Genomic DNA, 24,306 nt, shown 5'->3' with positions numbered 1-24,306 from the left:
ATTGCACGTGAACGATTCGCCCCGCACCCCGCTCCACCGGGAGGACAGCCTCCCGGTGGATAATCAGCGTGTCCTCAGCGGCCGCTACGAACTCGGCGCCCTGATCGGCCGCGGGGGGATGGCGGACGTCCACAGCGGACTGGACACCCGCCTTGGCCGGACAGTGGCCATCAAGCTGCTCCGCCCGGATATGGCCAGGGATCCGCAGTTCCAGGCCCGGTTCAAGCGCGAAGCCCAGTCCGTGGCGGCGCTGAACCATCCGTCCATTGTGGCCATCTATGACACGGGCGAACATCTGGTCCAGGACGGCTCCGAGCACAATGTCCGCGTGCCTTACATTGTGATGGAGTTCGTGGAGGGCAAGACTCTCCGTGACCTCATCCGGGCCAAGGAAGTGAGCATCGACCGGGCCATCGAGTTCTGCCTCGGTGTCCTCGCGGCCCTTGAGTACAGCCACAAAGCGGGCATCGTCCACCGGGACATCAAACCGGCCAACGTGATGTATTGCGAGGGATCCAACTCGGTCAAGGTCATGGACTTCGGGATCGCCCGGGCCATGGCGGATTCCTCGGCCACCATGACCCAGACCCAGGCAGTGGTGGGAACCGCCCAATACTTGTCGCCGGAACAGGCCCGGGGCGAAACCGTGGACGCGCGCAGCGACCTCTACTCGGCGGCCTGCCTGCTCTACGAAATGCTCACCGCACGCCCGCCGTTCGTCGGCGACAGCCCGGTATCGGTGGCCTACCAGCATGTCCGCGAGATCCCCCAGCCGGCCAGCAGCCTGAACCCCGAGGTGTCCCCGGCGCTGGACAGCGTCCTGGCCAAGGCGCTGCAGAAGAACCGCGACGACCGCTTCCAGGATGCCGCGGCGTTCCGTCGTGCGCTGCGGGCGGCCCGGGCAGGCGTCGCGGTTCCCGCTCTTCCCGCCACCGAGGCACCCACGGATCCCAACGACCACGTCCCCACACCCGATTCACCCGCCACCGAGGCATTCGGCCTCAGCGCAGCCGGCCACTTTGATGACACACCCACGGGCCGGTACAACCTCGCGGACATGCACAACGAGGGCACAAGCGTCCTTGCGCAGTCGTCAGCACCGCTGGAAGTGCAGGAAGCGGACGTACTGCCCCTCGGCTTCCCGCCCGAACGTGAGCGGACTGCACGGCAGAAGTCCCGGCGTCGTACGTGGATTGCCACCCTGGTGGTTCTGACGCTGCTGGTCCTCGCGGGCGGTGGCCTGTGGCTGTTTCAGATCATGAACCAGCCCCCGCCCCCGCCGCCCAAAGTGGAGGTGCCCGTGGTTGCCTCCCTCACGGAATCGGCGGCCTTGCAGCGATTGTGGGAGGCCAACCTCCGCCCCAAGACAGAACGCCTGACCCATGAGACGGTGCCCAAGGGGTCCGCCATCGGAACCGATCCGGCGGCGGGCGCATCCCTGGATCCCAATGCCGAAGTGATCCTGAACATCTCCGAAGGTCCAAGCGCCCTGAAGATCCCCGAAAACCTTCCCGGCCAGACGGAGGCGGCGGCCCGCGATATCCTGCGCCAGACCGGGCTGGTCGGCGCCCCGTCCACCACCGAGGCCAACAGCGCCACGGTTCCCCGCGGCCGGGTGATCACCACCAGCCCGTCGCCTGGCCAGATGGTGGCTCCGGGCAGCACGGTGGAGATTGTTGTTTCCACTGGCAAGGTCGCTATGCCGGAGCTTCGTGGCCGCACCCGTGCAGAGGCTGAAACAGCGCTTCAGGACCTGGGACTGGTACCCAACGTGCAGGAAGTTGAGAACTCGCAGGTGGAACCTGGCCGGGTAACCGACCAGAGCGAACCCGGGAACGTTGCCGTTGACCAGGGTACGACCGTCAACGTGGTGGTGGCTAAAGCACCACCGCCGCCGCCCACACCAACGCCAACACCCACTCCCACCCCGACCCGCACCGGCGACAGGGACAGGGACTGACCGCACCCGCCAAAGCAGCGCGGGACAAAAAGCAGCGCGGAGTGCCTGTCAGTGCTGGATAAGCGGGCTCAACGTGGCTGCCCGGGCGGCCGCACCCGTCATGCCGAGGGATTCCAGCCAGTTGCCCAGCATCTGGTAGCCGCCCTCGGTCAGGACTGATTCAGGGTGGAACTGCACGCCGACCAGCGGTGCGGTGCGGTGCTGCAGGCCCATGATTACGCCCGACGACGTCTCGGCAGTGATCTCCAAAACGTCCGGGATGGTGTCCCGCACCGCTGCCAGGGAGTGGTACCGCGTGGCCGTCACGGGGGAGGGGAGCCCGGCAAAGACACTGGTTCCGTTGTGCTCCACGAGGGACGTTTTGCCGTGCATCAGTTCCGGCGCGTGGGTCACCGTGCCGCCATAGGCTTCGGCCAGCGCCTGGTGGCCGAGGCAGACACCGAACATTGGCTTGTTGTTCGCGCCGCACCATTTGATCAGCTCAATGCACACCCCTGCTTCAGCGGGGTTGCCCGGGCCGGGCGAGACCAGGACGCCGTCGCGGCTCTCTGCGAGCTCGATGGCCTCGGCAAGGGTGACGTCATCGTTGCGGACAACGGTCGTTTCGGCGCCCAGTTCCTGGAGGTAGCCCACCAGGGTGTAAACAAAGCTGTCGTAGTTGTCTACGACCAGGATCTTGGTTGTGGTCATGGCTGGCTTGTGGCACCAATCGTTGAGTCGGTGAATTGGGTGAGATCGGACATCCAGGGGAACAGGAACTGGACCATCAGGACCAGGGCGCCGGCGATGAGCACCAGTGAAGTGAAAATGCGCAGCCAGAGGGGTCCCGGAAGGTGGCGGAAAATCCAGCCGTACATCAGCTTCCCCCTACGGCTGCGGCAACCTGGGCCGCGATTTCGGCCGGCGGACCCGCCGAGGCAGGCCGCCAGCTGTCCAGCATCGCGTAGGCGATGATGCGTTCCTCGGCGCCGAAGCGCGGGTTGCAGCTGGTCATGGTGAGGTAGCTTTCGGTGGGGGTTGCGCCCGGGCGGGTGGGCACCGGTTCCAGCACGTTGGTCTGGGACGGCATCACTATCTGGTTGTTCCGGAACACGTAGACGTAGTATCCGTCCTTGGTCTGGACGTAGATCTTATCGCCAGGCACCAGGGTGTGGATGTTGTCCAGGACGGCCCCGTGCGTCTGCCGGTGGCCGGCCACCGCAAAGTTGCCCACCGCGCCCGGCATTGCCGTGGTGGGGTAGTGACCCAGCCCAAGCGTGTCCAGGACATCGTGAGTGGTTCCCTGCACGATGGGCCGGGTGTAATTGGCGCCGAACCTGGGGATATACATGATGCCGATGGTGCCGGCGTGGCCCGGCGCTGTGCCGACCACGGGTTCTCCATAGTCCACCGGCTCCGCCTGCGTTCCGGTAACGGGGGCCGGCTCCGATGGGGCCGCACTGCCGAGTTCCTGGGCGAACTCCTTGATGACCGCACTCTGCCGGGCATCTGATTCCACGTTGGTCCACCACAATTGCCAGGCCACAAACAGCAGCAGGATGATCCCGGCCGTGATGAGCAGTTCGCCGAACACCTGCACGGTCCCGCGCAGAACGGAGGCGCGGGCCGGCCTCAAACCGGCAGGCGGCCTGGCGGCACGCCTCGCCCTCTCCTGCACTACCACGCGTTCTCCTCGGGGCTGCCGCCTCGGGCACAAGTGCGCCCTGAACTGCGGCTAGAATTGACTGCTAGTAAGAATCCAGATTTGACCAAGATCGCGCAGACCGCTGGCAACTTCCTTCTTGCAGGATATCAAGCCCTCGGCGCCGAGCTTGTTCCAGCCCGCCAAGGAGAGCACGTGCCCGAGTCAAAGCCACGCCGGAAGTCTTCCAGCGCAGCCCAGCCCGCATCCACGACGCAGGCGTACAAGCCCAACGCAGTCTGGTTCAAGCCCGTGATGTTTGGCCTGATGATCATTGGACTTCTGTGGATCATCACCTTTTACATCAGTGAAGGCCGGTTCCCCGTCCAAGCCTGGGAGTCGTGGAATATTGTGGCCGGTTTCGGCATCGCCATCATCGGTTTCCTGATGACAACACGCTGGCGCTCCTGACGCTGGCCGCAGTACCGGCATGACCCCCGCTGCCGCGCGTACGGACGGCACCATAATTGGCGACGACGGACTCGCCCGTCCGCCCTGGGCCTCCGTGGATCCCCTCCTGCGTGAGTACTACGACTCTGAGTGGGGCCTTCCCGTCCGGGATGAGCAAGGACTGTACGAACGAATCAGCCTGGAAGGATTCCAGGCCGGCCTGTCCTGGGCCACCATCCTCCGCAAGCGTCCGGCCTTCCGGAGCGCCTTCCATCATTTCGACCCGGACGCTGTTGCCGCCTTCACCGAGGCGGATGTTGAGCGTCTCCTGCAGGACCCCGGCATTGTCCGTAACCGGCTCAAAATCCGGGCCACCATCAACAATGCCCGCGCCACCGTCTCGCTCCGGGAACGGGGAGGCCTGGTTGATTTCGTCTGGCAGTTCCAGCCCGGCACCACGCCCCGGCCAGCCACCCACGCCGACATCCCCACGCAATCTCCCGAGTCCGTAGCGCTGTCCCGGGCGCTGCGCAAAGAGGGCTTTTCGTTTGTTGGCCCCACCACCATGTACGCGCTAATGGAGGCCATCGGCATGGTGGACACACATTTGCTGGCCAGCCACCGGCGCGGGTCCTCGGGTGTCTGGCCGGAATGACTGACGTCCTTGGCTGAGCTGCCTGATTTCCTGCGTGACTGAGCAGTCTCACTGCCTGCCGTGGAGGCAGTTGTCCCCAGCTGTTGGGATAGTTATCCACAATGTGCATAACTTTTGTGCAAATGCGGGCCGCCGGTTCCTGCACAGGCCCTGACGCGCGAGAGGGAAACCTGCCGGTTCAGCGACGCAGTTATTAACAGTGTGGATTAGCTGTGGATAACACCGACGCGGGGCGTCCCCGCTAGGGCTCCTGGCGGACCGGGTGGTGGCTGGTGATGGAAACGCGGTTGAAGGCATTGATGGCGATCGCCAACCAGCTGACGGCGGAAAACTCCTCGTCGCTAAGATGTTCGCGCGCCTCTGCTTCGTTGTGCTCGCGGGTACCGTAATCCGTGAGTTCGGTAACGGACTCGGCCAGGGACAGGATCGCCCGTTCCTTGTCGGTGAACAGGGCAGTGTCACGCCAGGCGGGCAGCACGGCAAGGCGCTGCGGCGTCTCGCCGGCCTTGACCGCGTCCCCTACGTGCATATCAAGGCAGTAGGCGCAGCCATTGATCTGCGAGATCCGCACGTAAAGCAGTTCAATGGTCTTCCGGTCGATCCCTGCCTCTTCAGCGGCATCACGCACTTTCAGGCCGAGTCCGTTGAGAGCGCGCCACACCGCAGGGTGCTGTTTGTCGAGAAAGATGTGTTGCGGCGCGGTGGCGCTCATGGCGGGTCCTCCTGGCTGGGGGAGATCTTTTGAGTGGACGTCTACAGAAACACCCTCCCACAGGCCGTACTTTTCCACTTACTAACACCCGGCTACCCACAAGTTATCCACAGTTGTGGACAAGAATCCACAGGCCCGGCCTTGGTGAAGCTCTCACAGGCCACGAGCCGGGAAACCGGGATCTCTAACTACGCGTCTGTAAGTTATTAACACTGTGAATAAGCCTGTTGAAAGACGGTGGCGCCACGGCCGTCGACAGCCTGAAGAGGCCAAAAATCGTCAAGTTATCCACACTGTGTGTCAAAACGGGCAGTTTTTCCACTTAACCACAGGCCCATCCCCAGAGGTTATCCACAATTGTGGACAGCCGAGACAGTACGGCATGGAAAACAGCGGGCTTCCGGGGGCTGGAAGTCCCACGCTCTGTGAACTACACCTGTGTAAGTTACCAACAGTGTGGATAACCCCTGTGGATAACCAAGTATGCGGCAGCGGGGAAGAGTTTTTATGGTCAAAGAGCTGCGTGTGCCGCCTGCGTCAGGCGGCATGAGCGCAGGCGCCGCAAGAGCCGTCAGAGGACGGGTGCAGTGCCCGGTCAGCCCCCGCAACCGGCAACGCGCCCACAGGCGGACAAGAGCCGTCACAGTCGGGAAATCGGGGAGCAACGGACCCCGGATGTATCGACGCGGGCTGTTTCGAACCGGGGAACGAATCGCAGTTCAAAAAGGCACTGCTTCCCCGGAGATACAGAAAGACCCCGCCGTCCACTGGGGACGCCGGGGTCTGCTGTCTGGATGTTCGCGTAGCGGGGCGCAGCTAGCCTGTGGAGACCTTGACCCAGCTCACGGCGATCAGGAGAACCAGCACGGCCACGAGCCCCGCCGCCTGGATCAGGCCTTGGCGTGGACCGCGGGGTGTGTAGGCAATGACGGCAGCGCAGAGGCCGCCGGCGATCAGTCCGCCCAGATGCGCCTGCCAGGCGATCTGCGGGACCACAAAACCAATGACGCCGTTGATGGCTATGAGTACCCAGAGCTGACGCGTGTCGCCGCCGCGGTGCCGCTGCACCAGGAGCATCGCCCCGAAGAGGCCGAAGATGGCACCGGAAGCACCCACCACCCCGGTGAGCGGTACGCCAGGCTGGTAGCCGGGGGTAAGCGCAAGGTAGCCGACCGATCCGCCGATGGCCGAGATCAGATACAGCGCCAGGAAACGGATCCTGCCCATGAGCGGTTCGAGTGCCTGGCCGAAAATCCACAGCATGTACATGTTCAGCAGAATGTGGAGGACGAACCCCTGGGAATGCAGGAAAGCGGCCGTCACCATGCGCCACGGTTCGAACTGGCCGTATTCCGGCACAGCGAAGATGTTGGCGAACGCCAGGTTTTGGTACATCCAGTCGTTCGGAAGAATCCATTGCAGGACGTACATCACCGCACACACCACAATGATGCCCAGCGTCACCATTGGTCTGCCCGTAGCGACGGCGCCGCCATAGACACTCTTAACAGCCGGCGTCGACCGTGCTGTTTCGTTGACGCAGTCAACACATTGGAATCCGACGGCGGCCGCCCGCTGGCAGTCCGGGCAGGCAGGGCGCCCGCAGCGCTGGCAGCGCACATAGGAGGGCCTGTCCGGGTGCCTGGGGCACACCGGAATCTGCGCGGACGGCTCAGCCGCCGGAATTCCGTAGCTCATGCGACGAGGTTAGAGCTGTTCGATGTCAATGCTGTTGATGGTGACATCCTCCACCGGACGGTCGCCCATGCCGGTACGGACGCCCTCGATGGCGTCGACGACCTTCTTGGATTCGTCGTCGGCGACCTCGCCGAAGATGCTGTGCTTGCCCTGCAGCCAGTCGGTGGGGATGGTGGTGATGAAGAACTGTGAACCGTTGGTTCCCTTGCCCATCTGGATGCCTGCGTTGGCCATGGCCAGCTTGTAGGGCTGGTTGAAGCTGAGCTCCGGGTGGATTTCGTCGTCGAACTTGTAGCCGGGTCCGCCGACGCCGCGGCCCAGGGGATCGCCGGCCTGGATCATGAAGTCCTTGATGATGCGGTGGAAGATGGTGCCGTTGTACAGCGGCGTGCCGGTCTTGTCCTCGCCGGTCTCGGGGTGGGTCCAGGCCTGCTCGCCGGTGGCCAGGCCAACAAAGTTCTTGACCGTCTTGGGCGCGTGGTTGCCGAAGAGGTTGACGACGATGTCGCCGAGGCTGGTGTGGATGGTTGCTTTTGCAGTTGCGATGGCAGTCATAGGCCCATTCTTTCACGGCAGGTCAACGCGGAAAGCTGCTGCACCGGCAGTTCCGCGCTGGGTGAAATCAGCCGTAAATCCCTTGGAAGAATAGCCGGTGCAGGTCAATCCACGTAGGCTAACAACAGAACCGTCACATTAATCGGGAGGTAGTTGTGAAGAAATCGGATCGTATTGCCCGTGACCTTGAACAGTCAGTCAACAACGCAGTTGAGTATGCGAAGGACTGGGCATCCCCCCGCGTGGAAGCAGCAGTGGATTGGGCAGTCCCGCGCCTGCAGCACAGCCTGGACACCGCATCCCCCCGAATCCAGGAGGGGCTCAAAACCGCAGCCCACAACCTGGCCGACGGCGTCGCAACAGTGACACCGCGCATCCAGGACGGTCTGGCGCACCTTGCTCCGAAGATCCATGACGCCGTGGAGGGCACCACCCCGCGGCTGCATGACGCCGTGGACAAAGCTGCCCCCGTCATCCTGAACGCCCGGGACCGCGTGGTGGTGGAATACCTGCCGCGTCTCTCGGACCAGATCGGCCACGCCTCCGAGGCTGTGCACCGGACACTGGAAAAAGCTCCCACGCATGTGGATGCTGTGGCGAAGAAATTGACCGACTCCGGTGTGGTGCATGCCCTCCAGGAGCAGGCACAGACAGCCGGCACGCAGTTCCGCGCCGCTGCACATGAAGCAGGCAAGGCTGTGGGCATCCAGATCGCGGAGCCTCAGAAGCCGAAGAAGCGCGGCTGGCTGGTATTCGGCATCATCGCGGCCGCCGTAGCCGCGGGGGTTGCCGCCTGGAAGGCGTCCAAGCCTGTAGAGGATCCTTGGAAGACACCCTCACCGGTGACGCCCACCCCGGCTCCGGTTCCCGCCACCACGGTGACCGATGCGAAGGACACTACAGAGGACGCCGCGGCCAAGGCTGCAGCTGCCACGGCTTCAGCCACAGGCGCTGTTGCTGAGAAGGCAGAGGACGTTGCCGGAGAAGCCAAGGACACCGCGGACGAGGCTGCTGACAAGGCCAGGCACCTGGCCGATGAGTCAGGCGACGCCGAGGCCAAGGGTTCCACGGACGCCAAAACAGCCATGAAGAACATCGCGTCCAACATGAACGGTTCCGCGGACAAGAACACCATCTAGTGGTGTGTCTCCAAAATAGCTAGTTGTGGGCTGTTAATATTGTGGTATGTCGAATCGCGCTCCTGCTTTGGTGGTTTCTGATGCCCAGCGGGCGCTTCTGGAGAGGCTTTCCAGGTCCCGGACGGCGTCGCACCGGGAGGTGCAGCGGGCGCAGGTTCTGCTAATGGCTGCGGAGGGGCTGGCGAGCGAGTGGATCGCGGGGGTGGTTGGTGTGAGTCCGGCGACGGTCAGGTCGTGGCGGGCCCGGTTCGCAGAGGATGGCCTCGCTCATCTGGGTGAGGTTCGTCCGGGGCGGGGCCGTAAGCCGGTCATTCCGCAGTCCAAGATCGACGAGATTGTTGATCTGACGCGTAATTCCAGGCCCGAAGGACAGACGCACTGGTCGGTGCGGACGATGGCGGCGATGGTCGGGGTATCCCCGGCGCAGGTGCAGCGAATCTGGGCGGCCCGGGGCTTGAAGCCGCATCTGGTAGATACCTTCAAGCTCTCCAACGATCCGCGGTTTGAGGAAAAACTCATTGACGTCGTTGGCCTGTATTTGAATCCGCCGGAGAAGGCGATCGTGCTGTGCATGGACGAGAAGTCCTCGATCCAGGCCCTTGACCGGACGCAGCCGTCGCTGCCGATGACGAGGGGCAGGGCGGAGACGATGACGCATGACTACAAACGCAACGGCACGACCACCTTATTCGCGGCCCTGGACGTGGCGACCGGAAAAGTCATCGGTTCCTGCCTGCCCAAACACCGGCACGAGGAGTTCCTGGTATTCCTGAGGACCATCAATAAGGAAGTCCCGCGGGGCCTGTATGTCCACCTGATCCTGGACAACTACGCCACCCACAAGCATCCGGATGTGAAGGCGTGGCTGGCGAAAAATCCGCGGTTCCAGCTACATTTCACGCCTACGTCGTCCTCGTGGCTGAACCTGGTCGAGCGCTGGTTCCGGGAACTCACCGACAAGGCCCTGCGCCGCGGAGCGTTCCATTCCGTCCCGGACCTGATCACCAAAATCGAGGACTACCTCGCCGCCCACAACACCGAACCCAAACCCCTGGTCTGGACCGCGACCGCAGAATCAATCCTCAAAAAAGTAGCCCGCGGCCGCGTCGCCCTCGAAACCATCAAACAAAACTGAGACACACCACTAGTTATTCCGGCGCTAACGCGTTGTCCACTGAAGGGGTTCCGCCTGGCGCGGGACCCCTTCAGTGTTTTCCCGGAGTTTGCCCGGGCCCGGCCCGGTCTCCGCCGGGGAGAACCCCGATGGGTGCTAAATTTGGACTGATGTCAGCCGATAAATCCTCCGGGGATGCCTTGAACGACGCAGCACAGCTGCCGCGCGTGTCCATTGTGATCCCGGCTTACAACGAGGAAAGTGTCATCCGGCAGTGCCTGATCGCTGCCGTTTACCAATCAGTGCCGGCCCACGAAATCATCGTGGTGGACAATCTCTCCACGGACCGTACCGCAGCGATTGTGGCGCAGATGCAGCTGGAGTATCCGGAAAGCCCCATCATCCTGCTCAGCCAGGACCGGGACCAGGGCCTCATCCCGACCCGAAATTTTGGCCTGAACCACGCCACCGGCGACATCCTGGGCCGCATCGACGCGGACTCCGTGGTGGAACCGGACTGGGTAGAACAGGTCCAGAAGGCATTCCAGGACCCGTCAGTGCAGGCGGCAACCGGCCCGGTGGTCTATTACGACATGCCCATGCGCCGATTCGGCCTCAAAGCCGACGACAAGATGCGCCAACTGATGCTGAAGCTGGCCAAGCACCAGTACCACTTCCTCTTCGGTTCCAACATGGCCCTGCGTGCCACCGCCTGGGAAACCATCCGGGATGAAACCTGCCGCGATGAGAAGGATGAGATGCACGAGGACATCGATCTCTCCCTGCACCTCGCCGACCACGAACTCAAAGTCCAGTACTGGCCGCAGATGGTCTCCGGTATGTCCGCCCGCAGGCTGGAAGACTCACCGCGGGACTACCGCTACTACGTGACCCGCTTCGACCGCACGTACAAAGCGCACAACGTCAAGAAGATGGCCCTCAAGGCCCCCATGGTGGTGTTTTTCTCCGTGTACTTCCCGGCCAAACTCCTGCGGGCCATCCACACGGTCAACACCGCGCAGCCGGTCCGCCGCGGCGGACAGTAGCCGGGGGCAACTGCCCTTTCGGCGGGCGGCAACGCCAACGCGTTCCCGGCTCAGCCGGTTCCCAATTCAGTCGGTTCCCAGTTCGGCAAGACGGTCCGACGGCGGTTCTCCTGCCTGAGTGCCCGCGGCGGCCGCGGCACGCCGCTTCCGGCTGAAGCCGGACTTCTGGCCCATCACCACCACGGCTAGGCCCACGAGGATAAGCGCCAGTCCGGCGTACGTCCCGGCCGGAAGCGTCTCGTTCAAGAACACTGCCGCCAGAAGAGCCGCGCCGGGGATCTCCAGCAGGATGATCATCGATACCAGCAGCGGGCTCATGGTGGCGAGCAGATGGTTAAACGCGGTATGGCCAACTAGCTGGGCGCACACAGTGATCGCCAGGATCCCAAGCCAGCCTGCGGCGTCGAACCCCACCAGCGGCTGGCCGCTCAACAGCGCCAGCACCGCCACAACGGCGGCGCACATGCCGTAGCAGAGCGTGGTGTAGGTCCCCGTTGACATGGTCTGCCGGGCCTTGCCGCCAGCCAGCGTATAAAGGCCGGCCAGCGCCCCTCCGGCCACGGCCAGGACATCGCCCAGGAAGGCATCCGGCGAGGATCCCATGTCGAACCCTGTGATGGCAACGACGCCGCCAAAGGCTATCCCCAGCCCTGCCAGCACCTGCCAGCGGTGCCTGGTGCCGCGGAAGAGCTGGAAGACGGCGATCCATGCCGACTGCAGGCACACCAGGGCGGTGGCAGCAGCAACGGAGGTGAGTTGCAGGGAGGTGATAAAGCAGGCGAAGTGCAGGGCAAGGGCGATGGCGGCCAGCAGGGCCCAGCGGAACTCAGGTCCGGTGATGCGGCCGAACTGCCGGGGTTCGCGGACCAGTGTGGGAGTGGCCATCACGGCCGCTGCGATCGCGTTGCGCCAGAAGGCGATGGCGAGGGCACTGACTGTGGTGGCTCCGAGGGTAGCGGCGATCAGTGGCCCGGAGGAGGCCACACCCAGCACCCCGAGGGCTGCAAAAAGGAGATTCACTGTTCAACCCTACTGTCAGGCACAAACGAAAAGTCCCGGACAGCGTTTCCGCTGTCCGGGACTCTCTTATGGTGGAGGCACGGGGACTCGAACCCCGAACCCCCTGCTTGCAAAGCAGGTGCGCTACCAATTGCGCCATGCCCCCATAAGAAGCAACCCGTCAATCATACCCTAGAACCTTGAAGCCTTTAGCCAGCTTCCGTTCCGGCGATCCGGCCTAGTCGACCTGATCCGTCGACTCGCTCCAGACTGTTTTCCGGGCTTCGGATTCCTGTGCTTTCCTGTAGAGCAGGACGCCTGCGACCGCAGCTGCGAGTACCAGCAACTTCTTCACATGCACCCCGTTCCGGCCCTGCCTGCCGCTAAGCAAACCGAACCTTCCATGAAACCTGCACAGGTTCCGTGGGCGTACCAGGACTTGAACCTGGGACCTCTTCGTTATCAGCGAAGCGCTCTAACCGCCTGAGCTATACGCCCCGATGCCTCATCGGGCCGAGATATGACTGTACAGCACATCCCGGCCCGATCTCAAATCGAGGCTTTTCGCCGGAAAATATCCGGCGAAATTGAGGATTTCAGTCGTCCGTGAGGGTCACGCCGATGCCGCCCACGAGGGTGGCGGAGATGTTGTACAGCACTGCGGACAGCATGGACAGCGCCGTCAGCAGGACAACGTTCACCACAGCGATGATGGTTGCAAAGGAAGCCACCTGGCCCAAGGATGCGACCTTCTTGAGTTCAAAGCCGCCGCCTTCGGAACCTGCCAGCGTGCCCAGGAGGCTGTCCACCTGGTCAAAGATCCCCGTAAGGTCCAGGACCGTCCACAGCACGATCGCAGCCACTACAGTGACGATTCCCAACGCCACGGAGAGCAGGAACGCCATTTTCAGCACGGACCAGGGATCCACCTTGCTGACCAGCAGCCGGGCACGCCTGACCTTGGCTTTGGGAGCAGGCTTGACCAGGCCGGGCTGGGCGGTCTGTCCCTGCCCGGGGCGGACACCGGCACCTGCCGGGCGCTGGCCGGGCTGGCCCTGCACGGGACGTTGCCCTGGCTGGCTTTGAACGGGCCGCTGGCCGGGCTGACCCTGCGCCGGCTGACCCTGCGAGGGACGCTGGCCGGGTGCGCCGGCAGGGGCACTGGCGGGAGCTCCCGGCCTCTGCTGCGGGCGGGTGGGCGCGTTCACCCGGGGAGCGGCCGCGGGTTGCGGGGTTCCGCCGGGAACGGTGCTGCTCGGCTTGGGATATGAGTCGGGATTACTCACTCGTTACCTCCGGTGTAGTCTTCGTTCGGCTCAGCGTCGCCGGAGGCGTCCTCTGACTCAACAGCCGGTGATGCTTCTTGTGCTGATGCTGACTCTGCGGCTCCCTCGGGGGACCCTGCGTCTTCAGCCAACGTTACGTCATCCTCCGCGGATTCCTCGCCCTCAAGGCCGCGTTCGCTGTTGCGTGCCACCTCGATGATGCGGTCATTTTTGTCCGGTTTGGCGAAGATGACGCCCATGGTGTCGCGGCCCTTGGCCGGCACGCCGGCCACGGAGGAGCGGACAACCTTGCCGCCTTCCATAACCACCAGGACCTCATCCTCTTCCTGGACAATCAGGGCACCGACGAGATGGCCGCGTTCCTCCTGGTACTTGCCCACCTTGATGCCGAGGCCGCCGCGGCCCTGGAGCCGGTATTCCTCCACGGCGGTCCGCTTGGCATAGCCACCCTCGGTGACGATGAAGACAAACGAGCCGTCCGTGACGACGTCGGCGGCCAGCAGTTCGTCGTCTTCGCGGAACTTCATTCCGGTGACGCCGGAGGTGGCCCGGCCCATGGGGCGCAGCGCGTCATCGGTGGCGGTGAAGCGGATGGACTGGCCCATTCGCGAGACGAGCATCAGATCGTCTGTTTCGGAGACCAGCTGGGCGGAGACCAGTTCGTCCCCGTCCCGCAGGTTAATGGCAATGACCCCGGCGGAGCGGTTGGTGTCATAGTCCTCAAGCCGGGTCTTCTTGACCAGGCCCCGCTTGGTGGCCAGCACCAGGTACGGGGACTGCTGGTAGTCCTTGAGGTCCAGGACCTGGGCAATGTGTTCGTCCGGCTGGAAGGCCATGAGGTTCGCAACGTGCTGGCCCTTGGCGTCCCGGCCGGCTTCCACCAGCTCGTAGGCCTTGGCGCGGTATACCCGGCCCAGGTTCGTGAAGAAAAGGAGCCAGTGGTGGGTGGTGGTCACAAAGAAGTGCTCCACGACGTCGTCGCCGCGCAGCTGCGCGCCCTTGATGCCCTTGCCGCCACGCTGCTGCGACCGGTAGTTGTCACTCCGGGTGCGCTTGACGTAGCCGCCGCGGGTGATGGTGACAACCATTTCCTCTTCCGGGATCAGGTCCTCCATGGACATGTCACCGTCGAAGCCCATCAGGATCTTCGTGCGGCGGTCATCGCCGTGCTTGGCCACGATCTCGGCCAGCTCGGTGCTGATGATTTCGCGCTGGCGCGACTCCGAGGCCAGGATCGAGTTGTACTCAGCGATCAGGGCTTCGAGTTCCGAGTGCCGGTCCTGGATCTTCTGCCGTTCCAGGGCGGCGAGGCGGCGCAGCTGCATGTCCAGGATGGCCCGGGCCTGCAGCTCATCGATGTCGAGCAGCTGCATCAGGCCGTCGCGGGCAGCTTCGGTGGTGTTGGACGCACGGATCAGGGCGATGACTTCATCGAGCATGTCCAGGGCCTTCAGGAGCGCGCGCAGGATGTGCGCCTCTTCTTCGGCCTTGCGCAGGCGGTACCTTGTCCGGCGCGCAATGACGTCCATCTGGTGCGTGACCCAGTGGCGGATGAACGCGTCCAGGCTCAGCGTCCGCGGGACCCCGTCCACAATGGCCAGCATGTTGGCGGAGAAGTTGCTCTGCAGTTCGGTGTGCTTGTAGAGGTTGTTCAGCACCACCTTGGCCACGGCGTCGCGCTTGAGGACGATGACCAGGCGCTGGCCGGTGCGGCCGGAGGTTTCATCGCGGAGGTCCGCGATGCCGGAAATCTTGCCGTCCTTGACCAGTTCGGCGATCTTGATGGCCAGGTTGTCCGGGTTGGCCTGGTAGGGCAGTTCAGTGACCACAAGGCAGGTGCGGCCCTGGAGTTCCTCCACGTTGACCACGGCGCGCATGGTGACGGACCCGCGGCCTGTCCGGTAGGCGTCCTCGATGCCCTTGTGGCCGAGGATGGTGGCTCCCGTGGGGAAGTCCGGGCCCTTGACGCGGAGGAGGAGCTCTTCGAGCAGCTCCTCACGTGTGGCCGTCGGGTTGGCCAGGTACCACTGGACGCCGTCGGCTACTTCGCGCAGGTTGTGCGGCGGAATGTTGGTGGCCATACCGACGGCGATGCCGGAGGACCCGTTGACCAGCAGGTTGGGGAAACGGGCCGGCAGGATGGTGGGTTCCTGGTTCTTGCCGTCGTAGTTGTCCTGGAAGTCGACGGTTTCCTCGTCGATGTCCCGGACCATTTCCATGGCGAGCTGGGCCATCTTGGTTTCGGTGTACCGGGGTGCGGCAGCGCCGTCGTTGCCCGGGGAACCGAAGTTGCCCTGGCCCAGGGCCAGCGGATACCGCATGGTCCAGTCCTGGATGAGGCGGACCAGGGCATCGTAGATCGCGGTGTCGCCGTGGGGGTGGTACTGGCCCATGACCTCGCCCACCACACGGGCACATTTGTTGAACGACCGGTCCGGCCGGTAGCCGCCGTCGAACATTGCATAAAGCACACGCCGGTGGACGGGCTTGAGCCCGTCGCGCACGTCGGGAAGGGCGCGGCCCACAATGACGGCCATGGCGTAATCCAGGTAGGACCGCTGCATTTCGGTCTGCAGATCCACCTGCTCCACACGGTCGATCAGCACATCGCCTTCAAGTACGTCTTCCGGAAGATCGGCGGAATCCGCCGGGTTCTCGGGTGTCTCGTCACTCATTTTATAATTTCCGTTTCAGGTATATGTCGGTTATGGAATATCTACGGATAAACCGGCTAGATATCCAGGAACCTGACGTCCTTGGCGTTCTGCTGAATGAAGTTTCGGCGGGATTCCACGTCCTCGCCCATCAGGGTGGAGAACGTCTGGTCCGCGGCGAGGGCATCGTCCATGGTCACCTGCAGGAGGGTCCGGTTGTCCGGGTCCATGGTGGTGTCCCACAGTTCGGTGTAGTCCATCTCGCCAAGGCCCTTGTAGCGCTGGATGCCGTTGTCCTTGGGGATGCGGCGGCCGGCGGCCTGGCCGGAAAGGAGTTTGGCGTCGCGCTGCTTGTCACTGAAGACATAGTCGTGCGGGGCGTTGGACCACTTGATCCGGTACAGCGGCGGCTGTGCCAGGTAGACGTAGCCGTTTTCGATCAGCGGCCGCATGTAGCGGAACAGGAGTGTCATCAGCAGTGTGGTGATGTGCTGGCCGTCGACGTCGGCATCGGCCATCAGGACGATCTTGTGGTACCGGAGCTTGGCCAGGTCGAAGTCCTCACCGATGCCGGTGCCGAACGCCGTGATCATGGACTGGACCTCGGCGTTGCCCAGGGCTTTGTCCAGCCGGGCACGCTCCACGTTCAGGATCTTTCCGCGCAGCGGCAGGATGGCCTGGGTTTCGGGATTGCGGCCCCGCTTTGCCGAGCCACCTGCGGAGTCGCCCTCCACGATGTAGACCTCGCAGCGGGCAGGATCCTTGGAGGAGCAGTCGGAAAGTTTGCCCGGCATGCCGAAGGATTCCAGCGGGCTCTTGCGGCGGGCGTTGTCGCGGGCCTTGCGGGCCGCCATCCGGGCCTGCGCCGCGGAGATGGCTTTGCGGATCACGTCGCGTGCGGGGCCGGGGTTGCGTTCCAGCCAGTCGCCCAGGCCGTCGGTGACAACGCGCTGGACGAAACCCTTGACCTCTGAGTTTCCGAGCTTCGTCTTGGTCTGGCCTTCGAACTGCGGCTCGGCCAGTTTGACCGAGATAACAGCCGTCAAACCTTCACGGATGTCATCGCCCGTGAGGTTGTCGTCCTTTTCCTTGATGATTCCCTTCTCCCGCGCATAGCGGTTGATGAGGGAAGTCATGGCGGCCCGGAAGCCCTCTTCGTGGGTTCCGCCTTCGTGGGTGTTGATGGTGTTCGCATACGTGTGAACGCTTTCGGAGTACGCACTGGTCCACTGCATCGCCATTTCCAAGGCGATTTTGCGGTCCGTGTCCTCGGTTTCGAAAGCGATGACGTCCTCGTGGACAACGTCAACCTTCTTGCCCGAGTTCAGGTGCTTCACATAGTCCAGGAGGCCGTCGTTGTACTGGTACACCACAGTGCGGTGATCGGCGGTGACTTCACCGTCGGTGACAACGGCGTCGAGATCAAGGTCCTCGTCAGAATCGGACTTCACCGCAGCCGGACGCTCGTCCGTGAGGGTGATGCGCAGGCCCTTGTTCAGGAAGGCCATCTGCTGGAAGCGTGCCCGGAGGGTCTCAAAATCGAACTCTGTGGATTCGAAAATGTCCGCGTCGGGGTAGAACGTCTGGGTGGTACCGGTCTCGGTGGTTTCCTCACCCTTGACCAGGCTGCCCTGGGGCTTGCCGCCATCGGCGAAGGACATCCGCCAGACGTGGCCCTGACGGCGGACCTCGGTGTCCACGCGGCTGGAAAGCGCGTTGACCACGGAGATACCCACGCCGTGGAGGCCACCGGAGACCGCATATCCGCCGCCGCCGAACTTTCCGCCGGCGTGCAGGATGGTCATGACCACTTCGACGGTGGGTTTGTGCTCGGTGGGGTGCATGTCCACGGGGATTCCGCGGCCGTCATCAACAACCTTCACGCCGCCGTCGGCCCGCAGGACGATTTCGATGTGCGTGCAATACCCGGCCAGTGCCTCGTCAACGGAGTTGTCCACCACTTCATAGACCAGGTGGTGCAGGCCGCGCGGGCCGGTGGAGCCGATGTACATACCCGGACGCTTCCGGACAGCCTCGAGGCCTTCAAGTACTGTGATGTCGCTTGCGCCGTATTCCCGTGGGGCCGCGGACTCCGCGGGTGTGTCGGGGGTAGGGACATCCTCCGCTGCGCGTTCCATTTCCTGGGTATCTGTATTGTCGTTAGCCACAGGTGCTGTCGACTCCTCTTTTTCGATGATGGCCGGCGGTGCCCTTCCCTAGGGAAAGCGGCCGCCAACAGGCACAAGCTGATGGCGCTGACGAGTAGGTCGACCTGAAGAACCGAAGTCCGCTTGCTGAAAACGCGCGGAGAACGGACTCAGTCAACGTTTCACCGGCGCCCAGTTATCTGATGTGATTCTATCGTGAATCAGGCGGTTTACCCGCATTCCAGGGCCGACGCGGAGGGCCGACATGCCTGTGTGAGGCCATTGGCCCCGCCTTGGGCGCCCTCGCGGTCCCTCCTCCGGGTGCCTATACGCCTCATGGGCGTTAGACCGCCCTACACGCCGCCGGACCAATATTCAAGAGCCGACGGCGGTGGCTAGCCGTACGTATCCCGCGGACCACGGCCGTTGACTGTCCGTCCGCCCTTGCGCCAACTCGGTGCCGATGGTCCGAGCACCTGGATGCTGGTGACCACGCCGTCCCCGAGTTCGGTGCGAAACTTCTCCAGCAGGCTGATGCTCAGCAGCCGCAGCTGTGTGGCCCACGCCGTCGAATCGCAGCGGACGTGGAGTGTGGTGTCGGTGAAGCTCTCCGGCGTGCAGTGCGCCGAAATTTCCGGACCCACCAGCGTGGCCCACTCCGCCATGACTGACCCCACCGCCACCGGTGAGCTCCAGCCGCGTTCCGCGACAAGGCGCCCCACCACCTTGCCCAGCCCCAGCGGATCCCGGCCCGTGGAATGGAACTGGCTGAAGCCCCGGGTATCCCTGATGCCGCGTTTCGTTTTTGCGGCCCCGCCGGCGGGAGGTGCCTTGCGGCGAATTTCACCGCGTGCTGCAGCGGCCTCGCGCATTCTGTTCAATGCAGCCTGGGGCGCATCGATGTTGTCAGGATCGCGGCCGGGCTGCAGCCCGCCGTTGTCGTCCTTATTCATCGATTCCTCCCGGGATAACCTTCACCCGCCGGCCGGAGAGCTCCTCCGGAATATCGGCGTCGACGGCGGCGGTCACCAGGACCTGTTCCGCGCCTGAGACTATTGCCGCCAGTTTACGCCGCCGGTGGACATCCAGTTCGGCAAAAACGTCGTCCAGGATAAGGATCGGCGCGGACCCGCCGGTGCGGGCGTCGTCCAGCATCACGTAATAGGAAGCAAGCCGCAGCGAAAGGCACATGGACCACGTTTCACCGTGCGAGGCGTATCCCTTGGCTGGCGCTTCCCCGAGAACGAGTTCCAGTTCATCCCGGTGCGGTCCCACCAGGGAAATGCCGCGCTCCAGTTCTTTGCGGCGTGACGCCGCGAAAGCCTGGACGTAGCGGGCGGTGAGTTCTTCGACGGTGAGGAACCGTAGATCCTCAATTCCGGCAGAGCCGGACACGCCTGAGCCAGCCACCGCGGAACTGCTGCCGGCAACGGGCGCTGCGCCGCCGTCGTCGTCCATCAGGTTCTGCAGCGTGGACCGGTAGACCGCACCGGCTTCCTTGGAACCGTCTGTCAGTTGGGCGTAAGCCTTGGCCAGATGCGGGCGCAAGCGTTCCACCAGGTCCAGCCTGGCGTGCAGCAGCTCGGCACCCGCCCGGGCCATGTGCTGGTCCCACACATCAAGGGTGGCCTCATGGCCGGCGGTGAACTTGCCGGTGCGGGCGGATTTGAGGAGCGCGTTGCGCTGCTTCAGGACGCGGTCGTAGTCCGTACGTGTGGCGGAGTGCCGGGGTATCAGGCTGACAAGCAGTTCGTCCAGGAACCGGCGGCGGTTTGATGGATCCCCCTTCACCAGGGCCAGGTCCTCGGGGGCGAAGAGCACGGTCTGGCAGATTCCCAGGAGATCCCTGGCCCGGACCGGATTGCTGCGGTTGATCCGGCCGCGGTTGGCCCGGCTGGCGTTAATCTCGAGTTCCAGCACCGTGGTCTGGCCGCCGCGGACTACCCGTGCCCGGACCAGCGCACGGTCCGTCCCGAACCGCAGGAGCGGTCCGTCGGAACTCACCCTGTGCGAACTGAGCGTCGCCAGGTAGCCGATGGCCTCCATGAGGTTGGTTTTACCTATTCCGTTGGATCCCACCAGCACGGTGACGCCGGGCTGGAGCGGAAGGTCAACCTGGGCGTAGCTGCGGAAGTCGGTCAGCGAAAGGTGTTCTAGGTACACTCGGTCTTCAGAATTCTCGGATCCCCCATGGATCCGGGGCGGTTGCTACTTGGCTGGGCGGGTGGCGTGCCCGCCGAACTGGTGGCGCAGGGCGGAAACCATTTTCATGGCAGGCGAGTTGTCTTCCCGGGATGAGAAGCGGGCAAAGAGCGCGGCGGTGATGGCCGGCGCCGGAACAGCGTTAGCGATGGCTTCCTCCACGGTCCAGCGTCCCTCGCCGGAATCCTCAACGTAATCATCAATGGAGGCCAGCCCCGGATCCTCGTCCAGCGCCTTGACCATCAGATCCAGCAGCCAGGACCGGACTACGGTGCCCTTTTGCCAGGCACGGAATGTTCCGGGCAGGTCAGTGACGATGTCCTTGGCGGCGAGCAGTTCATAGCCTTCGGCGTAGGCCTGCATCAGGCCGTATTCGATGCCGTTGTGGACCATCTTGGCGTAGTGTCCGGCACCGATGCCACCAACGTGGACAAAGCTGTCGGCGCGTTCGCCTTCCGGACGGAGGACATCAAATACAGGCAGTGCCCGCTCGATATCGGCGGCGTCCCCTCCGGCCATCAGCCCGTAGCCGTTCTGAAGGCCCCAGACGCCACCGGAAACACCGCAGTCAGCGAAACGGATGCCCTTTTCGGCCAGCGCCGCGCCGTGCTTCTGGTCCTCGGTGAAGCGGGAGTTGCCGCCGTCGATCACGAGGTCGCCGGCGTCGAGCTTGGTTCCCAGCTCGGTGATGACGGCATCGGTGATCTCGCCGGACGGAACCATGACCCAGATCAGCCGCGGAGACGGGACCGCGGCGATGAGCTCGTCCACGGTTGCGACGTCGGTTACTTCGGGATTGCGGTCAAAACCAGTGACTTCGATGCCGCCCTTGCGCAGCCGTTCGCGCATGTTGAACCCCATTTTGCCTAGGCCGATCAGTCCGATGTGCACGTGACTCTCTTTTCTGCGCGGGGTTGGCGGGTTCTGAACTGGTCAGCCCAACTAGGTCGCTCTAACTGTCGTTTTGGCGACTCAAAACGACAGTTGGCGCTACTCAGTTGGGGAGGCGGACGGGCATAACCAGGTACCGGTAGTCGTCCTGGTCCTCACCATCGGCGTCGGCCTGGGCCGTGATCATGGCGGGCTTCGGGGCGGTGGTGAAGGAGAACCTGACGAACTTCGTTTCAATGACGGCCAGCCCTTCCACCAGGTAGTGCGGGTTGAACGCCACAGTGATGTCGTCGCCGGAAAGCTGGGCTTCGAGTTCTTCGGATGCCTGGGCGTCCTCGCCGGTGCCGGCATCCAGGTGCAGAAGGCCCTGCGTGAAGGCGAGCCGGACCGGGGTGTTGCGTTCAGCCACGAGCGACACGCGGCGGACAGCCTCAACCAGCTCCTGGGTCTGGACTGTCGCATGGATCGGGGTTGAGTCCGGGAAGAGCGAACGGATCTTGGGGTAATCGCCGTCAACCAGCAGTGACGTGGTGGTGCGGCCGCCGCTTTCGAAACCAATCAGCCGGCTGTCGTCATCAGCGAGGGCGAGGTTGATGTCGCCGCTGTTGCCGAGGGTTTTCGCAACTTCGTTGAGAGTCTTTGCCTTGACGAGCGCACTGGTGGAAATCCCGGGAGTGGCCGGTTTCCACGGCACTTCCCGCATGGCCAGGCGGTAGCGGTCTGTGGCCAGGAGGGTGATGAGATCGTCCTCGATCTCCATGCGGACGCCGGTGAGGATGGGAAGTGTGTCGTCCTTGCTGGCCGCGATTATCACCTGGGACACCGCCTGGGCGAAAGCGTCGCCTGGCACGGTGCCGCTGATGGTGGGCAACGCCGGCAAGGGCGGGTATTCGGCTTCGGGCATGGTGGCCAGGTGGAAGCTGCTGCGCCGGCAAGTCAGCGTGACCTTATTGCCATCTGTCTCAACATCCACCGGAGCGGACGGAAGACTGCGGCAGATGTCAGCAAGAAGGCGGCCGGAGACCAGGATGGTGCCTTCGGTGCGGATGTCCGCCGGGATTTCCAACCGTGCAGAGGTCTCGTAATCGAAGCTGGAGAGACTCACGGTGCCGGCTTCAGCCTTCAGAAGCAGGCCGGACAGCACTGGAACCGGCGGCCGCGGAGACAACGACCGGGCTGTCCAGGTGACGGCTTCTGCCAGGACGTCCCGTTCGACTCTGAACTTCACGGAAGGGTGCCGCCTTTCATTGCTGCTGCCATATCTGAACCGGAAACTCCGCAGGGAGTCCAAAAGTAGTCGCGCTCCAACGACGGGACCGGCATGGTTCCCCGATTGCTGAACCACAAAGAAACCCAAGGATGGGAGCGCTGCTGACAGCTTAGCCGGAAGACCGCCGATTAACCCATCCCCGGCAAGGACCCCGTCGACGGCTTGGGCCCTTGGGCCCCTGCCGGTTTGGCGTGCGGATCGAGATTGTTATTTGAGGAAACTCAATTAATTGGGATTAGTAGTGTTAATAACTGCTGTGGAAACTGTGGATAACTCGATCCGACCGCAGGATCCAGCGGTTGAGCCCTGTTCATCGATTGTGGGCTGACGAGTTTTAAACAGCCTGTGGATGGGGATAACTATTTTTGGGATTTTGCTGATCCACAGGCGGCTTAAGGGTTTTAAGCCCATTAAGCGCGGTTGTCCCCTTAACTATCCACAGGGTTATCCACATGCACCTGTTAATAAGGTATGGAGGCGACGCCTCAGGAGTCGCGCTGCTGCTGCTTGATGCGGTTGGTCAGCTCGGTGACCTGGTTGTAGATCACACGCCGCTCAGCCATCAGCTCCCGGATCTTGCGGTCGGCGTGGATCACGGTGGTGTGGTCCCGGCCGCCGAGCTCCTGGCCGATCTTCGGCAGCGACATATCCGTCAGTTCCCGGCAGAGGTACATGGCGATCTGGCGGGCGGTGACCAAAGTCCGGGTGCGGGACTTGCTGCAGAGTTCTTCCATGGTGAGTTTGAAGTAGTCTGCGGTCTGGATCAGGATCTGGCTTGACGTGATTTCCTGGGCTCCGTCGTCGGTGATGAGGTCTTTTAGGACCATCTCAGCGAGGGCGACGTCCACCGGCTGGCGGTTCAGGCTGGCGAACGCCGTCACCCGGATCAGCGCACCTTCAAGTTCCCGGATGTTGCTGGAGATCTTGGAAGCGATGTATTCGAGGGCATCGTCAGGGGCGGACAAGCCTTCGCTCAGGGCTTTCTTCCGCAAAATAGCAATGCGCGTTTCGAGTTCAGGCGGCTGGATATCCGTGAGGAGGCCCCACTCGAAGCGGGATTTCATCCGGTCCTCGAAACCGGCCAGCAGCTTGGGCGGCTGGTCCGAGGTGATGACCACCTGCTTGTTGTTGTTGTGCAGCGAATTGAAGGTGTGGAAGAACTCCTCCAGCGTCCGGTCCTTGCCGGCCAGGAACTGGATGTCATCAATCAGCAGCACATCCACGTTGCGGTACGTGGTCTTGAAGCTGGCGCCCTCGTCATCACGGATGGAGTTGATGAAGTCGTTGGTGAACTCTTCGGAATTTACGTAGCGGACCCGGATGCCGCTGTAGAGGCGCCGGGCGTAGTGGCCGATCGCGTGGAGCAGGTGGGTCTTGCCGAGCCCTGAATCCCCGTAGATGAAGAGGGGGTTGTACGCCTTGGCGGGTGCTTCGGCCACGGCCACGGCCGCGGCGTGGGCAAAACGGTTGGATGAACCGATCACGAAGGTATCGAAAACATACTTGGGGTTCAGCCGGCCGAATTCGTGCGAAGTGCTCGGCAGCATGGGCTGCGGCTTCTGCTCGATGAGCTGGTCAGGTGAGTAGGAAGGCTCGACGACGGGTTCCGGCTCCACGTGGAGAGGCACCAGATCGGTGTCCACGTCGATCGCGCAGCGGATGTCCTCGGAGAAGACGTTGTGCAGCGCGTCATCGAGGGCGTCCTTGACCTGGGTCTGCAGGACCTCGCGGGTCAGTTCGTTCGGGACGGCCACCAGGAGCGTGGATCCGATCAGGCCCTGGGCCTGGGCCAGGATGACAAAGCCCCGCTGCCGCGGCGAAACGCGATGGTCCTGCTCGAGGAGGGTCACAACGCGCCGCCAGGAACTTCCGACAGTATTGGCGTGGTTGGCTTCGTCTACTGTCAT

At 63.4% G+C, this 24,306-nt stretch carries 22 protein-coding genes and 2 tRNA genes; 6 read left to right on the top strand and 18 right to left on the bottom strand.

Features of this window, described 5'->3' with window-relative positions; genetic code table 11:
• Positions 1-7 precede the first annotated feature (7 nt).
• Positions 8-1,960, top strand: coding sequence for a Stk1 family PASTA domain-containing Ser/Thr kinase (gene pknB / locus IDT60_RS00115; RefSeq protein WP_191080405.1), 1,953 nt, complete (start codon positions 8-10; stop codon positions 1,958-1,960).
• Positions 1,961-2,008: 48 nt separating this feature from the next.
• On the opposite strand, the gene IDT60_RS00110 is transcribed toward pknB, so the two are convergent.
• Genes IDT60_RS00110 through IDT60_RS00100 form a run of 3 tightly spaced genes read right to left on the bottom strand, consistent with a single transcriptional unit; the run spans position 2,009 to position 3,623 of the window.
• Complete coding sequence (locus IDT60_RS00110; RefSeq protein WP_164203735.1) at positions 2,009-2,650, bottom strand: aminodeoxychorismate/anthranilate synthase component II; 642 nt, start codon at positions 2,648-2,650, stop codon at positions 2,009-2,011.
• Entirely contained in the window at positions 2,647-2,817 is a 171-nt protein-coding gene (locus IDT60_RS00105) for a hypothetical protein (RefSeq protein WP_167525096.1), read from the bottom strand. Before IDT60_RS00105 ends, IDT60_RS00110 begins: the two co-directional genes overlap by 4 nt.
• On the bottom strand, positions 2,817-3,623 hold the full coding sequence (locus IDT60_RS00100) for a class E sortase (protein ID WP_191080404.1): 807 nt from the start codon (positions 3,621-3,623) through the stop codon (positions 2,817-2,819). Before IDT60_RS00100 ends, IDT60_RS00105 begins: the two co-directional genes overlap by 1 nt.
• A gap of 174 nt (positions 3,624-3,797) precedes the next feature.
• On the opposite strand from IDT60_RS00100, the gene IDT60_RS00095 reads away from it, so the two are divergent.
• Positions 3,798-4,052 (top strand): cell division protein CrgA, encoded by a 255-nt coding sequence (locus IDT60_RS00095; protein WP_164203741.1) that lies wholly within the window; start codon positions 3,798-3,800, stop codon positions 4,050-4,052.
• Between the two features lie 19 nt (positions 4,053-4,071).
• A complete protein-coding gene (locus IDT60_RS00090; protein WP_191080403.1) occupies positions 4,072-4,686 on the top strand; it encodes a DNA-3-methyladenine glycosylase I in 615 nt (204 codons plus the stop codon).
• A gap of 241 nt (positions 4,687-4,927) precedes the next feature.
• On the opposite strand, the gene IDT60_RS00085 is transcribed toward IDT60_RS00090, so the two are convergent.
• From IDT60_RS00085 to IDT60_RS00075, 3 genes are all read right to left on the bottom strand, one after another.
• Complete coding sequence (locus IDT60_RS00085; protein WP_191080402.1) at positions 4,928-5,398, bottom strand: carboxymuconolactone decarboxylase family protein; 471 nt, start codon at positions 5,396-5,398, stop codon at positions 4,928-4,930.
• An 816-nt stretch (positions 5,399-6,214) separates the two neighbouring features.
• The gene (locus IDT60_RS00080) at positions 6,215-7,096 is read right to left on the bottom strand and encodes a rhomboid family intramembrane serine protease (protein WP_164203750.1); all 882 of its coding nucleotides are present in this window, start codon (positions 7,094-7,096) and stop codon (positions 6,215-6,217) included.
• A 9-nt stretch (positions 7,097-7,105) separates the two neighbouring features.
• Positions 7,106-7,651 (bottom strand): peptidylprolyl isomerase, encoded by a 546-nt coding sequence (locus tag IDT60_RS00075; RefSeq protein WP_164203753.1) that lies wholly within the window; start codon positions 7,649-7,651, stop codon positions 7,106-7,108.
• 155 nt (positions 7,652-7,806) lie between these two features.
• Here IDT60_RS00075 and IDT60_RS00070 point away from each other — a divergent pair, with 155 nt between their 5' ends.
• The 3 genes from IDT60_RS00070 (at position 7,807) to IDT60_RS00060 (ending at position 10,950) form a co-directional block, all read left to right on the top strand.
• On the top strand, positions 7,807-8,790 hold the full coding sequence (locus IDT60_RS00070; protein ID WP_191080401.1) for a hypothetical protein: 984 nt from the start codon (positions 7,807-7,809) through the stop codon (positions 8,788-8,790).
• Positions 8,791-8,836: 46 nt separating this feature from the next.
• Positions 8,837-9,925: an IS630 family transposase gene (locus tag IDT60_RS00065; RefSeq protein WP_191080400.1), complete on the top strand. Its 1,089-nt coding sequence runs from the start codon at positions 8,837-8,839 to the stop codon at positions 9,923-9,925.
• A gap of 149 nt (positions 9,926-10,074) precedes the next feature.
• A complete protein-coding gene (locus IDT60_RS00060) occupies positions 10,075-10,950 on the top strand; it encodes a glycosyltransferase family 2 protein (protein ID WP_164203760.1) in 876 nt (291 codons plus the stop codon).
• 66 nt (positions 10,951-11,016) lie between these two features.
• Here the strand turns inward: IDT60_RS00060 and IDT60_RS00055 are convergent, their stop codons facing one another.
• From IDT60_RS00055 to dnaA, 12 genes are all read right to left on the bottom strand, one after another.
• The gene (locus IDT60_RS00055) at positions 11,017-11,970 is read right to left on the bottom strand and encodes a DMT family transporter (RefSeq protein WP_191080399.1); all 954 of its coding nucleotides are present in this window, start codon (positions 11,968-11,970) and stop codon (positions 11,017-11,019) included.
• A gap of 69 nt (positions 11,971-12,039) precedes the next feature.
• A tRNA-Ala gene (locus IDT60_RS00050) sits at positions 12,040-12,115 on the bottom strand.
• 72 nt (positions 12,116-12,187) lie between these two features.
• Positions 12,188-12,304: a DLW-39 family protein gene (locus IDT60_RS23130; RefSeq protein ID WP_208786652.1), complete on the bottom strand. Its 117-nt coding sequence runs from the start codon at positions 12,302-12,304 to the stop codon at positions 12,188-12,190.
• Positions 12,305-12,373: 69 nt separating this feature from the next.
• Positions 12,374-12,447, bottom strand: a tRNA-Ile gene (locus IDT60_RS00045).
• A 98-nt stretch (positions 12,448-12,545) separates the two neighbouring features.
• Complete coding sequence (locus IDT60_RS00040) at positions 12,546-13,235, bottom strand: DUF3566 domain-containing protein (RefSeq protein ID WP_191080398.1); 690 nt, start codon at positions 13,233-13,235, stop codon at positions 12,546-12,548.
• Positions 13,232-15,910 (bottom strand): DNA gyrase subunit A, encoded by a 2,679-nt coding sequence (gyrA, locus tag IDT60_RS00035; RefSeq protein WP_164203768.1) that lies wholly within the window; start codon positions 15,908-15,910, stop codon positions 13,232-13,234. Before gyrA ends, IDT60_RS00040 begins: the two co-directional genes overlap by 4 nt.
• A 56-nt stretch (positions 15,911-15,966) precedes the next feature.
• The gene (gene gyrB / locus IDT60_RS00030; protein ID WP_191080397.1) at positions 15,967-18,057 is read right to left on the bottom strand and encodes a DNA topoisomerase (ATP-hydrolyzing) subunit B; all 2,091 of its coding nucleotides are present in this window, start codon (positions 18,055-18,057) and stop codon (positions 15,967-15,969) included.
• A 374-nt stretch (positions 18,058-18,431) separates the two neighbouring features.
• Positions 18,432-18,989, bottom strand: a complete 558-nt coding sequence (locus IDT60_RS00025; protein WP_191080396.1) for a DUF721 domain-containing protein — start codon at positions 18,987-18,989, stop codon at positions 18,432-18,434.
• Complete coding sequence (gene recF / locus IDT60_RS00020; protein ID WP_191080395.1) at positions 18,982-20,199, bottom strand: DNA replication/repair protein RecF; 1,218 nt, start codon at positions 20,197-20,199, stop codon at positions 18,982-18,984. Before recF ends, IDT60_RS00025 begins: the two co-directional genes overlap by 8 nt.
• A gap of 45 nt (positions 20,200-20,244) precedes the next feature.
• Entirely contained in the window at positions 20,245-21,129 is an 885-nt protein-coding gene (gene gnd, locus IDT60_RS00015; protein WP_191080394.1) for a phosphogluconate dehydrogenase (NAD(+)-dependent, decarboxylating), read from the bottom strand.
• A 103-nt stretch (positions 21,130-21,232) separates the two neighbouring features.
• Positions 21,233-22,357 carry a DNA polymerase III subunit beta gene (gene dnaN, locus IDT60_RS00010; RefSeq protein ID WP_164203780.1) on the bottom strand — a complete coding sequence of 375 codons (1,125 nt, stop codon included), beginning with the start codon at positions 22,355-22,357 and terminating at the stop codon, positions 21,233-21,235.
• A 527-nt stretch (positions 22,358-22,884) separates the two neighbouring features.
• Entirely contained in the window at positions 22,885-24,306 is a 1,422-nt protein-coding gene (dnaA, locus tag IDT60_RS00005) for a chromosomal replication initiator protein DnaA (protein WP_164203784.1), read from the bottom strand.

This window comes from Pseudarthrobacter sp. BIM B-2242 (assembly GCF_014764445.1).
Classification (GTDB): domain Bacteria; phylum Actinomycetota; class Actinomycetes; order Actinomycetales; family Micrococcaceae; genus Arthrobacter; species Arthrobacter luteus_A.
The sequence above is the reverse complement of the archived record's forward strand: the minus strand, read 5'-3'. Positions and strand labels throughout refer to the sequence as shown.

Excerpts from the sequence above, each read along its gene's own strand:
- IDT60_RS00110 (WP_164203735.1), bottom strand. The coding sequence starts at position 2,650 with ATGACCACAACCAAGATCCTGGTCGTAGACAACTACGACAGCTTTGTT.
- IDT60_RS00080 (WP_164203750.1), bottom strand. The coding sequence starts at position 7,096 with ATGAGCTACGGAATTCCGGCGGCTGAGCCGTCCGCGCAGATTCCGGTG.
- IDT60_RS00105 (WP_167525096.1), bottom strand. The coding sequence starts at position 2,817 with ATGTACGGCTGGATTTTCCGCCACCTTCCGGGACCCCTCTGGCTGCGC.
- IDT60_RS00065 (WP_191080400.1), top strand. The coding sequence starts at position 8,837 with ATGTCGAATCGCGCTCCTGCTTTGGTGGTTTCTGATGCCCAGCGGGCG.
- gyrA (WP_164203768.1), bottom strand. The coding sequence starts at position 15,910 with ATGAGTGACGAGACACCCGAGAACCCGGCGGATTCCGCCGATCTTCCG.
- dnaA (WP_164203784.1), bottom strand. The coding sequence starts at position 24,306 with ATGACAGTAGACGAAGCCAACCACGCCAATACTGTCGGAAGTTCCTGG.
- IDT60_RS00090 (WP_191080403.1), top strand. The coding sequence starts at position 4,072 with ATGACCCCCGCTGCCGCGCGTACGGACGGCACCATAATTGGCGACGAC.
- IDT60_RS00060 (WP_164203760.1), top strand. The coding sequence starts at position 10,075 with ATGTCAGCCGATAAATCCTCCGGGGATGCCTTGAACGACGCAGCACAG.
- IDT60_RS00085 (WP_191080402.1), bottom strand. The coding sequence starts at position 5,398 with ATGAGCGCCACCGCGCCGCAACACATCTTTCTCGACAAACAGCACCCT.
- IDT60_RS00075 (WP_164203753.1), bottom strand. The coding sequence starts at position 7,651 with ATGACTGCCATCGCAACTGCAAAAGCAACCATCCACACCAGCCTCGGC.
- IDT60_RS00025 (WP_191080396.1), bottom strand. The coding sequence starts at position 18,989 with ATGAATAAGGACGACAACGGCGGGCTGCAGCCCGGCCGCGATCCTGAC.